Annotated in this window: 19 protein-coding genes; 6 read left to right on the top strand and 13 right to left on the bottom strand. The window is 54.4% G+C overall.

Annotated features, from left to right (window positions below; genetic code table 11):
* Nucleotides 1-27 precede the first annotated feature (27 nt).
* A complete protein-coding gene (gene pta, locus ACFL9S_RS09910; protein WP_405261695.1) occupies nucleotides 28-2,172 on the top strand; it encodes a phosphate acetyltransferase in 2,145 nt (714 codons plus the stop codon).
* 76 nt (nucleotides 2,173-2,248) lie between these two features.
* On the opposite strand, the gene ACFL9S_RS09905 is transcribed toward pta, so the two are convergent.
* Together ACFL9S_RS09905 and ACFL9S_RS09900 are read right to left on the bottom strand one after the other, a co-directional pair.
* Complete coding sequence (locus tag ACFL9S_RS09905) at nucleotides 2,249-3,334, bottom strand: ABC transporter ATP-binding protein (protein WP_405261694.1); 1,086 nt, start codon at nucleotides 3,332-3,334, stop codon at nucleotides 2,249-2,251.
* 249 nt (nucleotides 3,335-3,583) lie between these two features.
* Nucleotides 3,584-5,089, bottom strand: a complete 1,506-nt coding sequence (locus ACFL9S_RS09900; RefSeq protein ID WP_405261693.1) for a PLP-dependent aminotransferase family protein — start codon at nucleotides 5,087-5,089, stop codon at nucleotides 3,584-3,586.
* Between the two features lie 107 nt (nucleotides 5,090-5,196).
* Between ACFL9S_RS09900 and ACFL9S_RS09895 the strand changes: the two genes are divergently transcribed.
* The 4 genes from ACFL9S_RS09895 to ACFL9S_RS09880 all read left to right on the top strand — a co-directional run bounded on the left by ACFL9S_RS09895 (nucleotide 5,197) and on the right by ACFL9S_RS09880 (nucleotide 9,794).
* Nucleotides 5,197-6,459: a 4-aminobutyrate--2-oxoglutarate transaminase gene (locus tag ACFL9S_RS09895; RefSeq protein WP_405261692.1), complete on the top strand. Its 1,263-nt coding sequence runs from the start codon at nucleotides 5,197-5,199 to the stop codon at nucleotides 6,457-6,459.
* Nucleotides 6,460-6,535: 76 nt separating this feature from the next.
* Nucleotides 6,536-7,561, top strand: coding sequence for an ABC transporter substrate-binding protein (locus ACFL9S_RS09890; RefSeq protein ID WP_405261691.1), 1,026 nt, complete (start codon nucleotides 6,536-6,538; stop codon nucleotides 7,559-7,561).
* Nucleotides 7,562-7,696: 135 nt separating this feature from the next.
* Complete coding sequence (locus ACFL9S_RS09885) at nucleotides 7,697-8,956, top strand: ABC transporter permease (RefSeq protein WP_405261689.1); 1,260 nt, start codon at nucleotides 7,697-7,699, stop codon at nucleotides 8,954-8,956.
* Between the two features lie 10 nt (nucleotides 8,957-8,966).
* Complete coding sequence (locus ACFL9S_RS09880) at nucleotides 8,967-9,794, top strand: ABC transporter permease (RefSeq protein WP_405261688.1); 828 nt, start codon at nucleotides 8,967-8,969, stop codon at nucleotides 9,792-9,794.
* A gap of 56 nt (nucleotides 9,795-9,850) precedes the next feature.
* Here ACFL9S_RS09880 and yfcD read toward each other — a convergent pair whose 3' ends face one another.
* Both yfcD and yfcF read right to left on the bottom strand, forming a co-directional pair.
* Nucleotides 9,851-10,375 carry an NUDIX hydrolase YfcD gene (gene yfcD / locus ACFL9S_RS09875; protein ID WP_405261687.1) on the bottom strand — a complete coding sequence of 175 codons (525 nt, stop codon included), beginning with the start codon at nucleotides 10,373-10,375 and terminating at the stop codon, nucleotides 9,851-9,853.
* Between the two features lie 125 nt (nucleotides 10,376-10,500).
* Complete coding sequence (gene yfcF, locus ACFL9S_RS09870) at nucleotides 10,501-11,142, bottom strand: glutathione transferase (protein ID WP_405261686.1); 642 nt, start codon at nucleotides 11,140-11,142, stop codon at nucleotides 10,501-10,503.
* Between the two features lie 203 nt (nucleotides 11,143-11,345).
* Here yfcF and ACFL9S_RS09865 point away from each other — a divergent pair, with 203 nt between their 5' ends.
* Complete coding sequence (locus ACFL9S_RS09865) at nucleotides 11,346-12,239, top strand: TIGR01777 family oxidoreductase (protein ID WP_405261685.1); 894 nt, start codon at nucleotides 11,346-11,348, stop codon at nucleotides 12,237-12,239.
* 60 nt (nucleotides 12,240-12,299) lie between these two features.
* Here ACFL9S_RS09865 and ACFL9S_RS09860 read toward each other — a convergent pair whose 3' ends face one another.
* From ACFL9S_RS09860 to cvpA, 9 genes are all read right to left on the bottom strand, one after another.
* Entirely contained in the window at nucleotides 12,300-12,719 is a 420-nt protein-coding gene (locus tag ACFL9S_RS09860) for a hypothetical protein (protein ID WP_405261684.1), read from the bottom strand.
* Nucleotides 12,713-13,024 carry an N-acetylmuramoyl-L-alanine amidase gene (locus ACFL9S_RS09855; protein ID WP_405261683.1) on the bottom strand — a complete coding sequence of 104 codons (312 nt, stop codon included), beginning with the start codon at nucleotides 13,022-13,024 and terminating at the stop codon, nucleotides 12,713-12,715. Before ACFL9S_RS09855 ends, ACFL9S_RS09860 begins: the two co-directional genes overlap by 7 nt.
* A 432-nt stretch (nucleotides 13,025-13,456) precedes the next feature.
* Nucleotides 13,457-14,230, bottom strand: coding sequence for a histidine ABC transporter ATP-binding protein HisP (gene hisP, locus ACFL9S_RS09850; protein WP_405261682.1), 774 nt, complete (start codon nucleotides 14,228-14,230; stop codon nucleotides 13,457-13,459).
* An 11-nt stretch (nucleotides 14,231-14,241) separates the two neighbouring features.
* Nucleotides 14,242-14,958 carry an ABC transporter permease gene (locus tag ACFL9S_RS09845; protein ID WP_405261681.1) on the bottom strand — a complete coding sequence of 239 codons (717 nt, stop codon included), beginning with the start codon at nucleotides 14,956-14,958 and terminating at the stop codon, nucleotides 14,242-14,244.
* The gene (locus ACFL9S_RS09840) at nucleotides 14,955-15,641 is read right to left on the bottom strand and encodes a histidine ABC transporter permease HisQ (RefSeq protein WP_405261680.1); all 687 of its coding nucleotides are present in this window, start codon (nucleotides 15,639-15,641) and stop codon (nucleotides 14,955-14,957) included. The genes ACFL9S_RS09845 and ACFL9S_RS09840 overlap by 4 nt, the downstream gene beginning before the upstream one ends.
* A gap of 102 nt (nucleotides 15,642-15,743) precedes the next feature.
* The gene (gene argT, locus ACFL9S_RS09835; protein WP_405261679.1) at nucleotides 15,744-16,526 is read right to left on the bottom strand and encodes a lysine/arginine/ornithine ABC transporter substrate-binding protein ArgT; all 783 of its coding nucleotides are present in this window, start codon (nucleotides 16,524-16,526) and stop codon (nucleotides 15,744-15,746) included.
* Nucleotides 16,527-16,800: 274 nt separating this feature from the next.
* Complete coding sequence (locus ACFL9S_RS09830) at nucleotides 16,801-17,370, bottom strand: UbiX family flavin prenyltransferase (RefSeq protein ID WP_405261678.1); 570 nt, start codon at nucleotides 17,368-17,370, stop codon at nucleotides 16,801-16,803.
* A gap of 265 nt (nucleotides 17,371-17,635) precedes the next feature.
* Nucleotides 17,636-19,153, bottom strand: a complete 1,518-nt coding sequence (gene purF, locus ACFL9S_RS09825) for an amidophosphoribosyltransferase (protein ID WP_405261676.1) — start codon at nucleotides 19,151-19,153, stop codon at nucleotides 17,636-17,638.
* A gap of 36 nt (nucleotides 19,154-19,189) precedes the next feature.
* Nucleotides 19,190-19,675 carry a colicin V production protein gene (gene cvpA, locus ACFL9S_RS09820; RefSeq protein WP_133841368.1) on the bottom strand — a complete coding sequence of 162 codons (486 nt, stop codon included), beginning with the start codon at nucleotides 19,673-19,675 and terminating at the stop codon, nucleotides 19,190-19,192.
* Nucleotides 19,676-19,984: the final 309 nt, after the last annotated feature.

The raw sequence follows: 19,984 nt of genomic DNA, 5'->3' as shown, positions 1-19,984 counted from the left end.
AAATGACGCTATAGGAGAGAATCTATCGTGTCCCGTACTATCATGCTCATCCCTACCGGTACCAGCGTCGGCCTGACCAGCGTCAGCCTGGGCGTAATCCGCGCTATGGAACGTAAAGGCGTGCGTCTCAGCGTCTTTAAACCGATCGCCCAGCCACGTGCTGGCGGCGACAGCCCAGACCAGACCACCACCATCATTCGCAAAAACTCGAGCATCCCTGCCGCTGAACCGCTGGCAATGAGCCGCGTGGAATCTCTGCTGGGTTCTAACCAGCAAGATGTGCTGATGGAAGAGATCATTGCGCGCTACCACGAAAACACCAAAGATGCTGAAGTGGTGCTGGTAGAAGGCCTGGTGCCAACGCGTAAACATCAGTTCGCCAATGCGCTGAACTATGAAATCGCCAAAACGCTGAATGCTGAAATCGTCTTCGTGATGTCACTGGGTAATGACTCAGCGGCACAGTTGAAAGAGCGCATCGAGCTGACGCAGAGCAGCTTCGGTGGCAGCAAAAACAAAAGCATTACTGGCGTTATCATCAACAAACTCAATGCCCCGGTTGACGAACAGGGCCGTACACGCCCGGATCTGTCTGAGATCTTCGACGACTCAACCAAAGCCAACGTTGCCAATATCGATCCTAAGCAGCTGTTCGCTAACAGCCCGCTGCCGGTGCTGGGCTGCGTGCCGTGGAGCTTCGAGCTGATCGCCACTCGCGCCATCGATATGTGCCGTCACCTGAATGCACGTGTGATCAACGAAGGCGACATTACCACTCGCCGCGTAAAATCTGTGACCTTCTGCGCACGCAGCCTGCCACACATGCTGGAGCACTTCCGTCCGGGTTCCCTGCTGGTAACCTCTGCTGACCGTCCTGACGTACTGGTTGCCGCCTGCCTGGCCGCGATGAACGGCGTGGAAATCGGTGCCATTCTGTTGACCGGTGGTTACGCTATCGACGCACCGATTCAGAAGCTGTGTGACCGTGCTTTCCAGACTGGCCTGCCGGTATTTATGGTCGACACCAATACCTGGCAGACCTCTCTCAGCCTGCAAAGCTTCAACCTGGAAGTCCCAAGCGACGATACCCAGCGTATTGAACGCGTGCAGGAATATGTGGCCAGCCACATCGATGCAGACTGGATCGAATCGCTGACCGCTGAATCTGAGCGCAGCCGTCGTCTGTCTCCACCGGCCTTCCGCTACCAGCTCACCGAACTGGCACGCAAAGCACACAAACGTATCGTCCTGCCAGAAGGCGACGAGCCACGTACAGTGAAAGCCGCAGCCATCTGTGCTGAACGCGGCATCGCCACCTGTGTTCTGCTGGGTAACCCGGAAGAGATCCAGCGCGTAGCGGCCGCTCAGGGCGTTGAATTGGGCAAAGGCATCGAGATTGTTGACCCGTCTGTTGCACGCGAAAACTACGTTGCCCGTCTGGTTGAGCTGCGTAAGAGCAAAGGCATGACCGAAGTGGTGGCGCAGGAGCAGTTGGAAGACAACGTGATGCTCGGCACCATGATGCTGGAGAGCGGTGAAGTTGACGGTCTGGTTTCCGGTGCGGTTCACACCACCGCGAACACCATTCGTCCGCCGTTACAGCTGATCAAAACCGCACCGGGCAGCTCACTGGTTTCATCAGTGTTCTTCATGCTGTTACCTGAGCAGGTTCTGGTCTACGGTGACTGCGCGATCAACCCGGATCCCAACCCTGAGCAGCTGGCAGAGATCGCTATCCAGTCCGCCGATTCTGCACTGGCGTTTGGCATCGAGCCACGCGTGGCGATGATCTCCTACTCCACCGGAACCTCAGGTGCTGGTAGTGACGTTGAGAAAGTGCGTGAAGCCACGCGCATCGCGCAGGAAAAACGTCCTGACCTGGTGATCGATGGTCCATTGCAGTATGACGCCGCGATCATGGCTGATGTGGCCAAATCAAAAGCGCCAAACTCACCGGTTGCTGGCCGTGCGACCGTGTTCATCTTCCCAGACCTGAACACCGGTAACACCACGTACAAAGCCGTACAGCGCTCTGCTGACCTGATCTCGATTGGGCCAATGCTGCAAGGTATGCGTAAGCCAGTCAACGACCTGTCACGTGGCGCACTGGTAGACGATATCGTTTACACCATCGCCCTGACGGCGATTCAGTCTAAGCAGGCTGAAGGCTAATAACGTATCAGGGTCAGGCATGCCTGACCCCTACAAAGCACCATACCCGTAGGGGCCAGGCATGCCTGGCCCTTTTTTATTGGATCACCACATCCAGCGCACGCAGATGCTCGGGCTGCCAGGAGAGTTTAACCTCACTGCCCGGCTGCCAGCGGCTGTCCATTTTAGCCGGTGACAGCTTGACCATAAAGTTACCCTGCCCCGCCACCTCGGTCAGCATGCGCACATGATCGCCCAGATAGATAAACTGCTGGATACGTGCGCTCACCTGCTGATCGCCCTGTTCGGGGGCATTGACGTTAATGCGCTCCGGGCGAATGCTGAGCTGAATTTTTTTCCCTGGTGAACTTGGCCGCACTTTCAGCGCATCCAGCTCATAACCGTCGTCCAGCTTAACGCGATAGTAATCGCCCTGTGCTGCGACCTGCGTGGCGAGCAGACTGTTATTCTCGCCTATAAACTGCGCCACAAAGGCATTGGCTGGCTGCTCGTATAGCTTACCAGGGCTGTCCATCTGCTGGATCATACCGTCGTTAAACACGGCAACCCGATTGGACATGGTCATGGCTTCACTCTGATCGTGCGTCACATAAACAATCGTCAGACCGAGCATCTCATGGAGCTGTTTAATTTCCAGCTGCATATGCTCACGCAGTTGCTTGTCCAGCGCCCCCAGCGGTTCATCCATCAGGATCAGCTTTGGTTCAAACACCAGCGCCCGCGCCAGGGCCACCCTTTGCTGTTGTCCACCCGACATCTGCGCCGGATAACGATCGGCCAGTGGGGTGAGCTTGATCATATCCAGAATACGCGCCACGCGCTCTTTGATATCGACCTTGCTCATCCGGCGGATCGACAGCGGAAATGCCAGGTTTTCCGCCACCGTCATATGCGGGAATAACGCATAATTCTGGAACACCATGCCAATATCACGCTGGTGCGGCGGCAGAGTATGCAAGGGTTTATCACGCAGGAAAATCTCGCCATCGGTCGGTGTTTCAAACCCGGCCAGCATCATCAGGCTGGTCGTTTTACCCGAACCAGATGGACCTAAAAGGGTTAAGAATTCCCCCTCCTGTACGTCAAGATTCAGATTGCGAACCACCAGCTTTTCGCCGTCGTAGCTCTTTTTGATGTTCTTAAAACTCACCAGGGATCTCATAGTATTCTCTCGTCAAACGGGCAAAAAACGTCCCAGGCACGCTTTGTGCATAACTCACACGAGGTGCATCTGTTGGGTGGCTCTTTTTTAGCTCTACCACAACAAATTTCGCTTCGACAAGTAGAATCTGACAAAAAGACGAAAAAAAAGCATGAAAGGGTTTCTTTCAGGCTATTGTTTTCTATTGTATTTTTGGAATTGCACCAAAATACACCAATAAAAACACAACAGAATCAGGCAATCATCGCCTTACGCACCATGAAAGGGCAACTCACCCGGCGTGATGCGCCGTGCCAGACAGGCGAGGATCGGGGCAAACTTCTCCGCCATCTGCAGCTCGTCAACACAGGCATAGCCCAGCAGCAGCCCACGTCGCGTGGTACCCTGCAGGTAGTAGGCCGACAGCGGGCGCGTCAGCACGCCGTTCTGCTCCAGCTCGGCACTGAGTGCCACATCGTCGATGTTATCGGGCAGCGACAGAATCAAATGCAGCCCGGCATTGCTTTGCTGGGCGATAAATTTATCCCCCAGACTTTCGCGGATCACCCGCACCAGTTCAGCGCGGCGTCGGCTGTACAGCTGGCGCATTTTGCGCACATGGGCCGCGTAATGCCCCTCGCGGATAAACTCCGCCAGCGTCAACTGCACCAGCCCGTTACCGCCACGGTACAGCTCGGAATGGGCCATCTTCATTCGTGCCGCCAGCGGTTTTGGCACCACCATGTAGCTCAGGCGCAGGCCGGGATACAGCGTTTTGCTGAAGGTACCGAGATAAATTACCGGTGCATCCGGGGCCAGCCCCTGCAACGCGGGTATCGGTGAATCGGTAAAACGAAACTCACCGTCATAGTCATCCTCCACCACCCAGCTTCCGGCGTTTTTCGCCAGCGCCAGCAGCTGATGCCGTCGTTGCAGGCTCATCACCGACCCCAGTGGATACTGGTGTGAGGGCGTCACACAAATCAGGCGTGGCGGACGGGCTTCGCCGCTCAAATCGGGCAGTGTCATCCCTTCGTCGTCTACCGCTGTCGGCAGCAGTTCAATGCCGTTGACGGCCAGTACGTTACGGATGCCCCAGTAACCTGGCTCCTCAACCCACGCACGGTCGCCGGGGTCGCACAGCATTTTTGCCAGCAAATCCAGCGACTGATGCGTCCCGGCCGTCACCAAAATCTGGTCTGGCGTGCAGTTCAGCGAGCGGATCACCCGCAGATAGTCAGCCAGCGCCTGCTGCAGTTGCAGGCAACCACCGTGGCCGGAATAACTCAGCGCCTCCACCGGCATGCGGCGGCTCAGACGCAGGTGGATCTTGCGCCAGATATCATGCGGCATATGGCTGACGTCCGGCACGCCGGGCATAAACGCCCCCCACTGATGCGCTCCGGCCCCACTGCGCGTCAGCAGCCGCGATCCCCGGCTGGAGAGGCGAACAAAATTAAACGGTCGCCCGACGCTGATCGGCGCACCTTCGGCTTCGGGCATGCTTTCCGGCAGCGCATCACTGACGAAGGTGCCGCTGCCGGTACGGGTTTGCAGATAGCCCTCTGACTGCAACTGCTCATACGCCGCCAGCACAGTATTCCGCGACACCGACAGGTCTTTTGCCAGATCGCGCGTGGCGGGTAAACGGCTGCCTGTGGCAATGGATCCATCCTGAATTGCGCACTGCAATACATCGTATAAACGCTTGCCCAGCGCGCCCTCAGGAGCCAGTGCAAGGCGATGCGCGAGCAGGTCACCAAGTAACGTTCGCAAAATTGGCTCCTTGAAATAAAAAAAACTGGCTCTGGCTTATAAAACCCCGAAAAGGCTACAAAGCAAGGAGAGCTGAGAGTATGCAAAATTCATAACGAGGTTACACCATGAGCAACAGTGAAATACAGCAGCGCCGTCTGAACGCCACCCCACGTGGAGTGGGTGTGATGTGTGATTTCTTCGCCACCAAAGCAGAAAATGCCACGCTGTGGGATCATCAGGGCCGTGAGTATATCGACTTCACTGCGGGGATTGCCGTGCTGAACACCGGCCACCGCCACCCGAAAGTCATGGCCGCCGTCAGCGCCCAGTTGGCCTGCTTCACTCACACTGCGTACCAGGTTATTCCCTACGAAAACTACATCGCCCTGGCCGAGCAGCTGAATGAACTGGTGCCTGTTACCGGGCCATGCAAAACCACCTTTTTCTCCAGCGGTGCTGAAGCGGTAGAAAATGCGGTGAAGATTGCCCGCGCCGCCACCGGACGCCCTGGCGTGATTGCCTTCAGCGGAGCGTTCCACGGCCGCACGCTGATGACAATGGGACTGACCGGCAAAGTCACCCCGTACAAAACCGGCTTTGGTCCCTTCCCAGGCTCCGTATTCCATGCCCGCTATCCGAATGCCCTGCACGGTTTCAGCGTGGACGACGCCATGGAAAGCCTGGAAACGCTGTTCAAATGTGATATCAGCCCGCAGCAGGTTGCCGCGATTATCTATGAACCGATTCAGGGGGAAGGTGGTTTTAACATCGCGCCGACAGAATTTGTCACCGCACTGCGCGCCCTGTGCGACCAGCACGGCATTGTGATGATCGCCGACGAAATCCAGACCGGCTTTGCCCGTACCGGCAAACTGTTTGCCAGCGAATACTATCCGGACGCAAAACCCGACCTGATGACGATGGCGAAAAGTCTGGGCGGCGGTCTGCCGATTTCGGCCGTGTCCGGCCGCGCTGAGCTGATGGATGCCCCGGAGCCTGGCGGCCTTGGTGGAACCTATGCCGGTAACCCGCTGGCCGTGGCCGGGGCGCTGGCCGTGCTGGAAGTCATTAAAGAAGAGCAGCTGTGCGCCCGTGCCCTGCGCCTTGGTGCGGAACTGGTGGAAACGCTGAATGCCAGTGGAAACCCGGCGCTGGTGGACGTGCGCGCACGCGGCTCGATGGTGGCCGCTGAATTTAATGACCCGGCCACCGGAAAACCCTCTGCCGCGATAGCACGCGATATCCAGCAGCGCGCACTGGCACAGGGCTTAATTCTGCTGACCTGCGGTGTGCACGGCAATGTCATTCGCTTCCTTTACCCACTCACTATTCCTGATACGCAGTTTAAGACTGCACTCAGCCTGCTGGCATCACTTTTACGCGGCTGATTGAATCATTCTGCCGGCCACAAGGATGTGGCACAACTTATGCTTATAACAATCTACAGATAATGAGGAATTTGGCATGGTGAAGACTTTAGCAGCACTGATTCTCGCAACCTTTACTCTCCAGGCACAGGCGGAAAGCCTGACAGTCATCTCTTTCGGCGGCACCAATAAAGATGCGCAGGATAAAGCCTTCTATAAACCTTTTACTGCCGCTGGGCTGGGCACCATTGAAGCCGGTGAATTTAACGGCGAAATGGCACGAATCCGTGCCATGGTCGAAACCGGCCAGATAGGCTGGGATGTGGTGGAGCTGGAAACACCTGAGCTGCAACGCGGCTGTGAAGAAGGCCTGTTTGAGCCGCTGGACTGGAGCAAATTGGGCAATAAAGCCGACTTTATTCCTGCCGCCGTGACCGAATGTGGTGCCGGGATCTTCGTCTGGTCAACGGTACTCACCTATGACGCGAGCAAACTGAAAAAAGGCCCGGCAAGCTGGACAGACTTCTGGAACGTGAAGGAATTCCCGGGTAAACGCGCGATGCGCAAAAGCGCGAAATATACCCTGGAAATCGCCCTGATGGCCGATGGTGTGAAACGTGAAGATATTTATAAAGTGCTGGCAACGCCCGCCGGCGTGGAACGTGCTTTCAAAAAACTGGATCAGTTAAAGCCAAACATTCAGTGGTGGGAATCCGGCGCACAGCCGCTGCAATGGCTGGTTTCCGGCGATGTGGTGATGAGCTCCGCGTATAACGGCCGTATCGGCGCCGCGCAGGATGAAGGCCATGACTTCAAAATCGTCTGGGACAACGCGCTGTACGACCTCGACAACTGGGCGATTGTGAAAGGCTCAAAACACAAAGCACTGGCGGAGAAGTTTATCGCATTTGCGAATAAACCTGAGAACCAGAAAGTGTATGCGGAAAACATTCCTTATGGCCCGACCAACATCAACACCAGCAAGCTGCTTGATCCGGCACGGTTAAGCAAACTGCCAACCGCACCGGATAACCTTGCCACCTCATTGCAGGTAAGCAGTGATTTCTGGCTGGAACACGGCGAAGACCTGGAACAGCGCTTTAACGCCTGGGCCGCGAAGTAACTGCCCTGCGGGCGGACCGGAACAGAAGGTCCGCCCCTACGCGATCTGGGGCGACCACTGACGCCCTGTGGGCGGGCCGATGATTTTCGCCGACCGTGATAGCGATCTGCCCCAATACGATTAATGGAGACTGCAATGAGTAATCCCGTGATGGAATCCCCCCTACCTTCAGCACCCGCCAGGGCGTCGTTAAGCCAGCGTTTGCGTCAGGTCGAGGGCAGCAAAACCCGTCGTTCTCTGCTGCTGATTGCGCCGCTGCTGATTTTCGTGGTGGTCTGTTTCCTGTTCCCTATCGTCTCCATTCTGAGTAAAAGCGTCGAAAACCCGGAGTTCCACGATAACCTGCCGGAAACTTCAGCTGCGCTGGCATCCTGGCCAGGCAACGCGTTACCGGACGAGGCGTTGTACGCCACGCTGGGAAAAGAGCTGCTCGCCGCCCGTGAACGCGGCCAGATTGCCGCCGTTGCTAAACGTCTGAGCTATGAAAATTCGGCATTTCGCCGCCTGATCACCACAACACCTCGCCTTGTTCCGGCCTCAGGTGAAAATGTGAAAGCGGCGCTGACTGCCGGGCAACCTGCCTGGAGTGAACTGAGTACCTGGCAAACGCTGAAGCGCGCCTCCAGCCCTGTCACCAGCTACTATCTGCTGTCGGCCTTTGACCGCAAAGTGGATGCGGCCAGCGGTGATATCCAGGCGTTGCCGGCTGATCAGGCGCTGTATGTCAATGTACTGCTGCGTACCCTGTGGATGGCCACGGTGGTGACGCTGCTGTGCGTGGGGATTGGTTATCCACTGGCGTACTGGCTGGCGAAACAACCCGCCAACCGCGCCAACCTGCTGATGATACTGGTGCTACTGCCCTTCTGGACGTCACTGATTGTTCGCACTGCCAGCTGGATTGTACTGTTGCAGTCCGGTGGCCTGATTAACCGCGCGCTGATGGGCATGGGCATTATTGACTCTCCGCTGACGCTGGTGTTTAACCGCATCGGGGTGTTTATTTCGATGACCCATATCCTGCTGCCGTTTATTGTGCTGCCGCTGTATGCGGTGATGAAAGGCATCTCCCCCAGCTATGTCCGTGCCGCGATTTCGCTGGGCGCCCACCCGTTCCTTGCCTTCTGGCGTGTTTATGTTCCACAAACCTATGCCGGGATCGCCGCAGGTGCATTGCTGGTATTTATGATGGCGATTGGTTACTACGTTACCCCTGCCCTGCTGGGCGGCCCTAACGACCAGATGGTGAGTTACTTTGTTGCCTTCTTTACCAACAGCACCATGAACTGGGGAATGGCCGCGGCACTCGGCAGCCAGTTACTGGTTATCGTCCTGCTGCTGTATATCGTCTATATCCGTGTCACACGTACCTCTGCCGAAGCGGCAGCTCACTAAGGAGATGATAATGAGACAACAGGGAACACTGATCCTGCGCCTGTGGAAAGGCCTGTTTAACTTCTATGCGGCGGCGGTACTGCTTTTTCTTATCGTCCCGGTGCTGGTGATTGTGCCGCTGTCATTTAATAGCAGCTCGTTTCTCAGCTATCCGCTCAGTGGTTTTTCACTGCGCTGGTACGAGACCTTCTTTCATTCGCAAGAATGGCTGGGGGCGCTGGGTAACAGCCTGCTGATTGCCCCGCTCGCTACGCTGCTGGCGACCGTGCTGGGCGTGCTGGCCTCAATGGGTCTGGTGCGCGGTGAGTTTCGTGGGAAAGGCATTGTGATGGCAATTATCATTTCGCCGATGGTCGCGCCGGTAGTGATTATTGCCGTTGGCATGTTCTTCTTCTTTGCCAAACTGTCGCTGCTTAACAGCTATCTCGGTCTGGTGCTGGCCCATGCATTGCTTGGCGTGCCGTTTGTGGTGATCACCGTGGTGGCGGTGCTAAAAAGTTACGATACCAATCTGTCCCGCGCTGCCGCCAGTCTGGGTGCCTCCCCCCTGCTGACGTTCCGTAAAGTCACGCTGCCGCTGATCGCCCCCGGCGTCTTCTCCGGTGCGCTGTTTGCCTTTGCCGCATCGTTTGATGAAGTCGTCGTCACGCTATTTCTGGCCAGCCCAAGCCAGCGCACACTGCCGATCCAGATGTTTGCAGGTATCCGCGAAAACCTTGACCCGACGATCGCCGCAGCGGCAAGCCTGATGATAGGCGCATCGCTGATTCTGTTGGTCGTGATGGAGATATTGCGTCGACGTGGTGAGAAGATGCGCCAGTCCAGCCCGGCACATTGATCGTTTGGTATGACAGGTTTGATGTGTGGCGCAGGAATACTGCGCCACAGCGAGGATCAGTCGTAGCGGCCTGATTCGTTATTGCGCGTCAGCCACAGCGATAATGCTTTCAGCGAGTCTGAGGTAAACTCATCACAGCGGGCGGTGATCTCTTCCGGCGTCATCCAGAAAATCTCATCCACTTCTTCTTCCTGCATAGCAAATGGACCGTGAGACACGCAGCTGAACAAGCCCCCCCATACGCGGCAATGTTCATCTTCGTAGTAGAACTGGCCATGTTCGGCAAACGGCACCGCAGCAATACCCAGCTCCTCTTCGGCTTCACGTCGTGCCGACCCCAGCATCTCTTCACCGGTCTGCACCACGCCTCCGGCGGTCGCATCCAGCATTCCCGGCATAAAGTCTTTCGTCTCAGTACGACGCTGCACCAGAATTTTGCCCATGCCATCGTGAACCACGATGTAGGTTGCGCGATGGCGCAAACACTGCGCACGCATCTGTACACGGCTGGATTGTGCAATGACCTCGTTATCTTCGTTAACGATATCTACCCACTCCGTGCCCTGCTCTTGCTCCACCATCCGTAACCCTTTTTGTTCTGGCGCCTGGCGCACAGTTGAATCAAACGTAGTCGCACAAGGTTGCGCGATCCGCCTAAATTAATGTTTAACGCCGCAGGACGCAATCATCAATTTGTGCTGATGCACTATGCGGTTTTTGATGATTCTGACAGCCACAGCTGCACAGACGCGCGTTGCCACTGAAAATGGGCATAATCGGCCAGCCGTGGCGGTAATGTGTCACCATGTAGCGCCAGACGATTCAGCATCACCGCCAGGTCAGTATCCGCTATTGACCACTCACCAAACAGATTCTGCTGGCCTTCCGGCAACAGGCGTTCCACGGCGCTAATCAGCTTCGCGGCCGACTGCTGACCGGCCTCATCCAGCGGCGCAAAACGCGCACCGGCGAACAGCACTTCTGTCGGGCGCTGCTGGCGGATCGGCATAAAATCACTGCGCAGCCAGGCCTGAATTTCACGGGCTTTCGCGCGTTTTTCGATATTACGCGGATAAAGGCGCTCATAGTCTGGTGCCGGGAAGCGGTCTTCCAGATACTCCGTAATGGCCGAGGATTCAGACAAGTGGAAATTATCGACCTGTAATGTGGGCACCCGGCGCGTCAACGACACATCGCCATAGGCGTGCTGCTGATGCTCGCCGCTGCCGAGATCAACACGCTTCAGGGAAAAAGGTATCCCTTTTTCACTCAGGGCAACATAGACCGACATCACATAAGGGCTGAAAAAGCTGGAATCTGACCACAACAGGATGGTGGGATAACTCATCAGGACGTCCTCTGACGTTCACGGATTGGAACATCCTGTTTACCGACTTTTTATGCCGATGGCAATCTCTACAGCGGGGCAATTTATCATTTCAGAACAACCACAACAACACCTGCACGTGCGCCGTGTCACACGCAATCCGGGCATCTTCGCCTATGCTGAAAGCAGCATACTGTGCTGACTCATTCTGAAGGATAATCCGCATGCATATTCTGATTACCGGCGGTACGGGGCTGATTGGTCGCCCGTTAACGACCCGATTACTTCAGGCTGGTCACCAGATCAGCGTGGTCACCCGCGATGTCGCGGCAGCGCGCCGTACCCTGAGCGAAAAAGTCAGCCTGTGGTCTGGGCTGGACCAGCAGCAAGATCTGAACGGTATTGATGCCGTTATCAATCTGGCGGGAGAGCCGATCGCGGCAAAGCGCTGGAGCGAGCCGCAAAAGCAGTTGTTATGCGATAGCCGCTGGCAAATAACCCAACGTCTGGTTGAATTGATTGAAGCCAGCAGCACACCACCTGCGGTGCTGATTTCCGGTTCCGCCACCGGCTTTTACGGGGACACCGGCGACCTGGTGGTGACCGAGGATGACCCCGGTCATGCCGAGTTTACCCATGAACTCTGTGCTCGCTGGGAACAGCTGGCATTAAAGGCACAAAGCGATCGTACCCGCGTGTGCCTGCTGCGCACGGGCGTGGTGCTGTCGAAGAGGGGCGGTGCGCTGGAAAAAATGAAACTGCCGTTTAAATTAGGCATTGGCGGCCCACTGGGTAACGGTAAACAGTATCTCCCGTGGATACATCTGGAGGATGCGATAAGCGGCATTCTGTGGCTGCTGGACACCCCAACGCTGGACGGCCCGTTTAATCTGGTGGCACCCTACGCGGTGCGCAATGAGCAGTTCGCTGCGGCACTGGGTGAAGTCATGCACCGCCCGGCATTTATGCGCACACCTGCCACGGCGATCCGACTGATGATGGGCGAGTCAGCGATACTGGTATTGGGAGGGCAGCATGTGCTGCCGCAGCGGCTGGAGGCCTCGGGTTTTCGTTTTCGCTGGTATGAGTTAGATAAGGCGCTGGCGGATGTGGTTTGAATGACGGAGGAATTTATCATCATGCGCGACCTTTATCCGGTCGCGCATGATGATCTTCAATCATTTCTCATCATAACCGCCCGCATTAGGGTCGTACCATTTATTGTGTTCATAGAAGAGGTTTACTGAGTGCCCATCGTTCAGGACCAACGTTGCAATCCCACTGGAATATAACATCCACTTCCCAGGTAACTGCTCACCATATTTGATATCGCCTTGCGCGTAACAGGACGAGTAGCGGGTATCTGTAGCAAAATGATTTTCCACCGGGTAGGCATGATTAAAGAAGTTGATTACCTGTTCTTTGGTAGGGCTGAATTTTTTACAGGCATTAATCTCAGCGATATTGGTAACCTCTTTCAATGCCTGCCCATTACTGATTATGTTGATGGATTTAACCGAATTAGCGTGACTGAAGCCGACAAGAAAAAAAGACACCAGTAACACACTGGTTTTTAAGTTAAAAGGTTGACTTACCATTTAGCTGAACTCGCTTCAGTGATATTTTTCCTGGCAATTTCAGGGTGCCTGAAAACTTCACTCGTGCTCACCTGCAACGTGCTTCTTAATTCTCTAATTAGCCACTTAAGTGATTCAGCCTGTTGCTGATTTACGGTTTCATAAACTCTGCCATCAGGATATTTTTTCAGGTCCTCAGTCTTAAAAGCCTCTCCAACAATCTCAATGCCAATTGAATCTGTGTTTGCCGGAAAGCGGTCGGGCCAGTTTTTTTTTCTTTCTCTGTCAGAAATTTCCTGTGTCTGCCAGGCATCTATATAAAGCATGGTTCGTCCTTGTTTTGACTAATGGTCTCCTTTTGTATGTTATGCAGCCAGTTCTCAGCGGGCAAGATAGCCTGCCAATTTTCGTTGTTTATCCAGTATGTAAGTAGAGTGAGTGAATATTAGCTTCAAAATTCAAAGAATTAACTGTCCATTTCACATGGAAAAATCACAATGCAGTCATCAACGGGAATCCAGGTTTCACCCTGCTGACACTTGCTCTCGGGGGGATTCGCTTTAGGAACCGGTGAGTTTGTGATCATGGGGCTTCGCCCTGATGCGGCCCATTCACTGAATATTACTGAGCCTCAGGCAGGGAATCCCATTGCCAGTTCAGCAGGGGTCGATCGAAAAAAATGATCGACCCCTACGTGATTTATGCAGGCATCGCTTTGTAACTTTCTGCACGGGTCGATTGGAAAAGATGAACGACCCCTACTTCAGAGCGCCGGACAAAAACTGTTGCAGGCGCGTACTCTTCGGATGATTAAATACCTCTTCCGGTGGCCCTTCCTCTTCAATCTTGCCCTGATGCAGGAAGATCACATGGCTCGACACATGGCGGGCAAACTCCATCTCATGGGTGACCACTACCATGGTTTTCCCCTCTTCCGCCAGCTTCTGCATAATGCGCAGCACCTCGCCCACCAGCTCCGGGTCCAGCGCGGATGTTGGCTCATCAAACAGCAGCACTTCAGGCTCCATCGCCAGCGCACGGGCGATAGACACGCGCTGCTGCTGACCACCTGACAGATGCACCGGATATTTCGCCCGTGCACGCTCGTCAATACCGACTTTATCCAGGTAGCGAATGGCGCGTTCACGCGCTTCTGTTTTACTCAGCCCCAGCACCTGCACCGGCGCTTCCATCACGTTCTCCAGCACCGTCATATGGCTCCACAGATTAAAATGCTGGAACACCATCGTCAGGCGGGTACGCAGCATACGCAGCTGCTCTTTGTTGGAGACTTTCAGCTGGCCGTCAACATCACGTACCAGAGTGATATTTTGGTTATTCACCGAAATGGTGCCTTCACTCGGTTTTTCGAGGAAGTTAATGCAGCGCAGGAAGGTACTTTTCCCGGAGCCGGATGAACCAATGATACTGATCACATCCCCGGCGTTCGCCTGCAGCGAAACACCCTTCAGCACTTCATGTTCACCGTAACGTTTATGCAGCTCGGTGACGCTTAATTTATTATCAGCCATAGTGTTGTTACTCAATGTGACGATGAAGGTTTAACGTGCGCCAGCCAGCGTTTTTCCGCTTTACGGAACAGACTAATCAACACATAGGAAATAATCAGATACAGCACGGCCGCAATGCCAAAGGCAATAAACGGTTGATAGGTGGCCGAGTTAATGTCGCGGGCCACTTTCAGCAGGTCCGGCACCGTCGCGGTAAAGGCCAGCGCCGTGGAGTGCAGCATTAAAATCACTTCATTACTGTAAGCAGGCAGCGCAGAGCGCAATGCGGAAGGCATGATAATGCAGCGATACAGTTTAAAGGTGGAGAAACCGTAAGCGCGTGCGGCTTCGATCTCACCATGCGGCACCGAGCGAATCGCCCCGGCAAAGATTTCCGTGGTGTAGGCACAGGTGTTCAGCGTCAGAGCCAGCAGCGTACAGTTCAGTCCACTGCGGAAGAACGCATTCAGCAGGTCAGTGCCTTTGACGATTTCCAGCGTGTACATGCCGGAGTAAAACACCAGCAGCTGCACATACAGTGGCGTACCACGAAACACGTAGGTAAACAGCCATACCGGAAAACGGATCGCCTTGATGGGAGACACGCGGGCAATCGACAGCAGCACCGCCATACATCCGCCCAGTACGACGGACACCACCAGCAACCACAGCGTGATCGCCACGCCAGAGAAGCGGTAACCGTCCGTCCACAGTAGGGCTTTCCAGTACTCCTGAATAATCTCAATCATAGGTCAGCCCTTTTTACACCCACCGTATAACGGCGTTCCAGCCACCACAGCACACCATTGGAGAGCGTGGTGAAAATCAGATAGATGACACCGGCGACGATGGCGAAATAGAAGGGTTCCCAGGTCGATTTCCCTGCCAGCTGCGTCGCTTTCACCACATCTTCCAGCCCCAGCAGCGAGACCAGCGCCGTGGCTTTCAGAATCACCTGCCAGTTGTTGCCAATACCCGGTAGCGCGAAGCGCATCATCCCTGGGAACAGCACACGGCGAAAGGTTTGAGAACGGGTGAAACCAAAGGCGGTCGCGGCCTCAATCTGCCCTTTTGGCACCGCCATATAGGCGCCGCGAAATGTTTCGGTGAAGTAAGCTCCGTAGATAAAGCCCAGGGTGATTATCCCGGCCACCATCGGATCAATATCAAACTGTGAGAGGCCGAAGAAGTCGGTCACCTGATTCAGCGCAATTTGCAAACCGTAGAAGATCAGCAGCATCAGGACCAGATCCGGCACGCCGCGGATCAGTGTCGTGTAGCCTTCAAAAATAATCACCAGCAGGCGGTTGCTGGAAAGCTTGGCCCCGGCGCCAATCAATCCAAGCACGACGGCAAACACCACTGAGCTGAGGGCCAGCTCCAGGGTTACCATTGCGCCTTTAAATATCACTTCAGAGTAGCCGTACAGCATAGGCAATATCCTGTTCTTATGATTCTAACTTCACGTTTACGCCAGCAGCATAAAACGCGGCCTCACCGCATGGCACAGTGAGGCCTGCAGACAGGGTTTTACTTAACCGCCGTACACATCAAAATCGAAGTATTTTTTCGCTAACTTGTCGTAAGTACCATCTTTGCGGATTTCATCGAAGGCTTTATCGATAGCGGCTTTCAGCTCAGGATTCTCTTTGCTCAGGCCAATCCCGGTACCGACACCAAAGATTTTTTCATCTTTAACGGCAGAGCCGGCAAACGCATACTCTTTGCCCGCAGGCTGCTTGAGGAAGCCTTCGCTGGCAGCAACTTCATCCTGGAATGCAGCATCAATACGGCCCGCAGTCAGATCCTGATACACCAGATCCTGGTTCGCGTATGGCGTTACGGTCACACCTTTTGGACGCCAGTTTTCGTTTGCATAAGTTTCCTGAGTGGTGCCCTGCAACAGACCGATGGTTTTGCCTTTCAGCGCTTCCAGCGTTGGTTTAACTTTCGAACCTTTTGGTGCTATCAGACGCGAGTTAGCCGCATACAGTTTTTCAGAGAAGGCGATCTCCTGCTGGCGTTTTTCGGTGATCGACAGGGAAGAGATGATCGCATCGATCTTCTTCGCTTTCAGAGAGGGGATCAACGCATCGAAGTCGCTTTCAACAAACGTACATTTGGTTTCCATGCGCTTACAAATTTCGGTCGCCAGATCGATATCAAAACCGACCAGCTGCCCCTGAGCATTTTTCATTTCGAACGGCGCATACGTTGGGTCAGTACCAATACGCAGCGTTTTTGGACCCGCAGCAAATGCGCTGCCTGCAGCTGTAATTGACATTAACAGGGAGAGAGCCAGGACCTGCTTTTTCATACATTACCCCAATTTAAATATTATTTTTAATGGTTCGTGATGTGTTTGCACAGTGACTTACACAATACAATTAGCAGGTTCCGTGCCACATTTTGTGGCAAATCGCTGTTTATACCGCAAGATGCCTCAGGCACTGTGATTACTCAGTTTGCAGGAAAATTTATAGCAGGTTTGTTGGCATACCGAAGCAACAATGTTTCATTTTGGTGCGCAACTTGCACGAAAAGCGATTCAGCACCAATAAGCGCACCAAAACAGTGCAGAAAATTCCCCGTTATGCACCTTGCCAGCGCGTAAACAGATCGTTATCCAGTTCAATATCAAACTGGTCGAGCACCCGGTTAACGGTCTGATCGACAATATCCATCACCGTCTGTGGGCGATGATAAAAAGCGGGCACTGGCGGCATAATAATCGCCCCCAGTTCTGACGCGGTGGTCATCATACGCAGATGGCCGAGATGCAACGGGGTTTCACGCACACACAGCACCAGTCGACGCCGCTCTTTCAGCACGACATCAGCGGCACGGGTCAGCAGGCCATCACTGTAACTGTGAACAATACCCGACAGGGTTTTCATTGAGCAGGGAAGGATCGCCATGCCATCGGTTTTATAGGAACCGGAGGAGATACTGGCCGCAATATCGCGCGCATCGTGAACCACATCCGCCAGCGCCTGTACTTCACGCAGCGTATAGTCACTTTCCAGCGCCAGCGTCTGCCGCGCTGCCTGGCTCATTATCAGATGGGTTTCCACACCGCTAACCTGCTGCAAAATTTGCAGGGTGCGAATGCCATAAATCACACCGCTGGCGCCAGAGATGCCAATAATGAGTCGTTTCATACTTAATCCTTCAAAAAAAATGGGCCGGAATTGCTTCCGGCCCATCTTAGCCTATTTGCCCTGATACATTCGAGTTAGATGCAATCAACGCAAAGTCAGCTCGAAAGCAGCCTATTTGCTCTAAATAATTCGAGTCCCCTCATGGGGCCTACTGTTGGTGCATGAAGGCGGCAAGACTGAGAGTCCCCGGGAGCATAGCTAACTATGTGACCGGGGCGAACAGACGCAGCCAACGCACAGGCAGCTCGAAGTATGACGAGCAAAATCAGCCTTCGTTGTGCATTTCCAGATTCTCTACTTCATTCTGACGCTGCATCGCTTTCGCATCGTCATTACGCAGAGATTGCAGATACTCGAGGTACTGCTGGTCTACGTCTTTGGTCACGTAGATACCATCAAATACAGAGCACTCAAACTGGGCAATATCCGGATTCTCTTCACGCACGGCTTCAATCAGGTCGCTCAGATCCTGGAAAATCAGGGCATCGGCACCGATCAGCTGGCGGATTTCTTCCACTTCGCGGCCGTGAGCAATCAGCTCAGTGGCGCTTGGCATATCAATTCCATACACGTTCGGGAAGCGAATTTCCGGTGCCGCTGAAGCGAGATACACTTTCTTCGCTCCGGCTTCACGTGCCATTTCGATGATCTGCTCAGAGGTGGTACCGCGCACGATGGAGTCATCCACCAGCAGCACGTTTTTACCCCGGAACTCAGCACGGTTTGCGTTCAGCTTACGGCGAACCGCGCTGCGACGCAGGTGCTGACCTGGCATAATAAAGGTACGGCCAACGTAACGGTTTTTCACAAAGCCCTGACGGTAGGGCTTGTCAAGAATACGCGCCATCTCCAGTGCGATATCGCAGGAGGTTTCAGGGATTGGAATGACCACATCGATATCCAGATCTTCCCACTCTCGGGCAATCTTGGCACCGAGTTTGGTTCCCATACGCACGCGGGCGCTGTATACCGAAATCTTGTTGAGGAACGAGTCCGGGCGTGCAAAGTAAACGTACTCGAACAGGCACGGATTCCACTTTGGATTTTCAGCACACTGGCGGGTAGACAGCTGACCATTGACGGTCACATAGACCGCTTCGCCCGGTGCCACATCGCGCAGGAACTCATACCCAAGGGTATCCAGCGCCACGCTCTCTGAAGCCACCATATACTCGATACGGCCATCGGCCATCGCGCGTTTGCCGATCACCAGCGGACGAATGCCGTTAGGATCGCGGAAGGCCACCAGACCGTGGCCGATGATCATCGCAACGCAGGCATAAGCACCGCGTACGCGCTGATGCACTGCTGCAACGGCGGAGAAGATGTTCTCTGCTTCCAGCGGGTCATGCTGGAAACGATCCACTTCCTGCGCAAAGATATTCAGCAGGATTTCAGAATCAGAGGTGGTATTCACGTGACGACGACCGGTTTCAAACAGCTCTTTACGCAGTTCGTGGGCGTTGGTCAGGTTGCCGTTATGGGCAAGAGTAATACCGTAAGGGGAGTTCACGTAGAAAGGCTGGGCTTCAGAAGCGCTTGAGCTTCCTGCCGTTGGGTAACGAACGTGGCCGATCCCCATATTGCCTTGCATACGCTGCATGTGGCGGGCTTCAAATACATCGCTAACCAGGCCGTTTGCTTTGCGCAGACGGAAGCAATTCAATGCATCAATGGTAACGATGCCTGCGGCATCCTGCCCACGGTGCTGAAGCACCGTTAACGCGTCATAAATCGACTGGTTGACCGGTGCAAAACCGGCGATCCCGACAATACCGCACATATTGACATTTCCTCATAAGCCGCAACCCCGGTGCGATTACCGGGGCAAAAAACTCGACGTGCTTTTCAGGTAATCAAAAAACCACCTGATAATACTACTGAACTGAGGGATTAGCTGGGACTGCTGCCAGTCCGGACTTTTAGAAAAACCGGTGAATGTGTCGAGGAAAAACAGCATGGCTGAAACGATCAGCACACCGCGTAATGCCCCAAAACACACGCCAAGGACTCTGTCGGTTCCCGACAGGCCGGTTTTTTCAACCAGCGAACCAATAACGTAGTTAACAATGGCCCCAACAATCAGGGTAGCAATGAATAACACCGCCACGGCGATCCCATTTCGAACCAGTTCGTCTTCAAATCCTGTGAACCAGACGGCAAGGAAGGAGTAGTAATGACTGGCGACAAAAAATGCGCAACCCCAGGTGACGAGAGAAAGAGCTTCCCGAACAAACCCTCGGATCAGGCTAACAAGAGCCGAAAAACCAATAACCGCAATAATGACGTAATCTATCCAGACCATGAACGCTTCCAGTGACCATGCCCCTGTATCAGCCTGTTTCCCCCTGTAAGCACAGGTGCAAGGGGATACTGCCTCAGTTCGGGGCGAATTCTAACAGAAAAAGAAAACGTTTGCGTAGCGTTTTCCTGACGTGATTTAAATAAACGAGAACGCTTAAAAAAACCGCTTTCGGACACCGTTTTCACCGGCCCGGACACGCCACGCAATACCTTGATTTGCCAGCAGCATCACGCAGGACGCCCGGAGTGACGTGGTGTCGGCTCCGGGCGCGGGGTGATCATCGCTATCGCAATAATAGCCCGCGGCTTA

Source organism: Erwinia sp. AnSW2-5, from assembly GCF_045107195.1.
Taxonomy (GTDB): domain Bacteria; phylum Pseudomonadota; class Gammaproteobacteria; order Enterobacterales; family Enterobacteriaceae; genus Erwinia.
This window is presented reverse-complemented; position numbering and strand designations above follow the sequence as displayed.

Coding starts and splice junctions, on each gene's coding strand:
- ACFL9S_RS09905 (WP_405261694.1), bottom strand. CDS start 3,334: ATGAGATCCCTGGTGAGTTTTAAGAACATCAAAAAGAGCTACGACGGC.
- ACFL9S_RS09895 (WP_405261692.1), top strand. CDS start 5,197: ATGAGCAACAGTGAAATACAGCAGCGCCGTCTGAACGCCACCCCACGT.
- ACFL9S_RS09890 (WP_405261691.1), top strand. CDS start 6,536: ATGGTGAAGACTTTAGCAGCACTGATTCTCGCAACCTTTACTCTCCAG.
- ACFL9S_RS09885 (WP_405261689.1), top strand. CDS start 7,697: ATGAGTAATCCCGTGATGGAATCCCCCCTACCTTCAGCACCCGCCAGG.
- ACFL9S_RS09880 (WP_405261688.1), top strand. CDS start 8,967: ATGAGACAACAGGGAACACTGATCCTGCGCCTGTGGAAAGGCCTGTTT.
- yfcD (WP_405261687.1), bottom strand. CDS start 10,375: ATGGTGGAGCAAGAGCAGGGCACGGAGTGGGTAGATATCGTTAACGAA.
- yfcF (WP_405261686.1), bottom strand. CDS start 11,142: ATGAGTTATCCCACCATCCTGTTGTGGTCAGATTCCAGCTTTTTCAGC.
- ACFL9S_RS09865 (WP_405261685.1), top strand. CDS start 11,346: ATGCATATTCTGATTACCGGCGGTACGGGGCTGATTGGTCGCCCGTTA.
- ACFL9S_RS09860 (WP_405261684.1), bottom strand. CDS start 12,719: ATGGTAAGTCAACCTTTTAACTTAAAAACCAGTGTGTTACTGGTGTCT.
- ACFL9S_RS09855 (WP_405261683.1), bottom strand. CDS start 13,024: ATGCTTTATATAGATGCCTGGCAGACACAGGAAATTTCTGACAGAGAA.
- hisP (WP_405261682.1), bottom strand. CDS start 14,230: ATGGCTGATAATAAATTAAGCGTCACCGAGCTGCATAAACGTTACGGT.
- ACFL9S_RS09845 (WP_405261681.1), bottom strand. CDS start 14,958: ATGATTGAGATTATTCAGGAGTACTGGAAAGCCCTACTGTGGACGGAC.
- ACFL9S_RS09840 (WP_405261680.1), bottom strand. CDS start 15,641: ATGCTGTACGGCTACTCTGAAGTGATATTTAAAGGCGCAATGGTAACC.
- argT (WP_405261679.1), bottom strand. CDS start 16,526: ATGAAAAAGCAGGTCCTGGCTCTCTCCCTGTTAATGTCAATTACAGCT.
- ACFL9S_RS09830 (WP_405261678.1), bottom strand. CDS start 17,370: ATGAAACGACTCATTATTGGCATCTCTGGCGCCAGCGGTGTGATTTAT.
- purF (WP_405261676.1), bottom strand. CDS start 19,153: ATGTGCGGTATTGTCGGGATCGCCGGTTTTGCACCGGTCAACCAGTCG.
- cvpA (WP_133841368.1), bottom strand. CDS start 19,675: ATGGTCTGGATAGATTACGTCATTATTGCGGTTATTGGTTTTTCGGCT.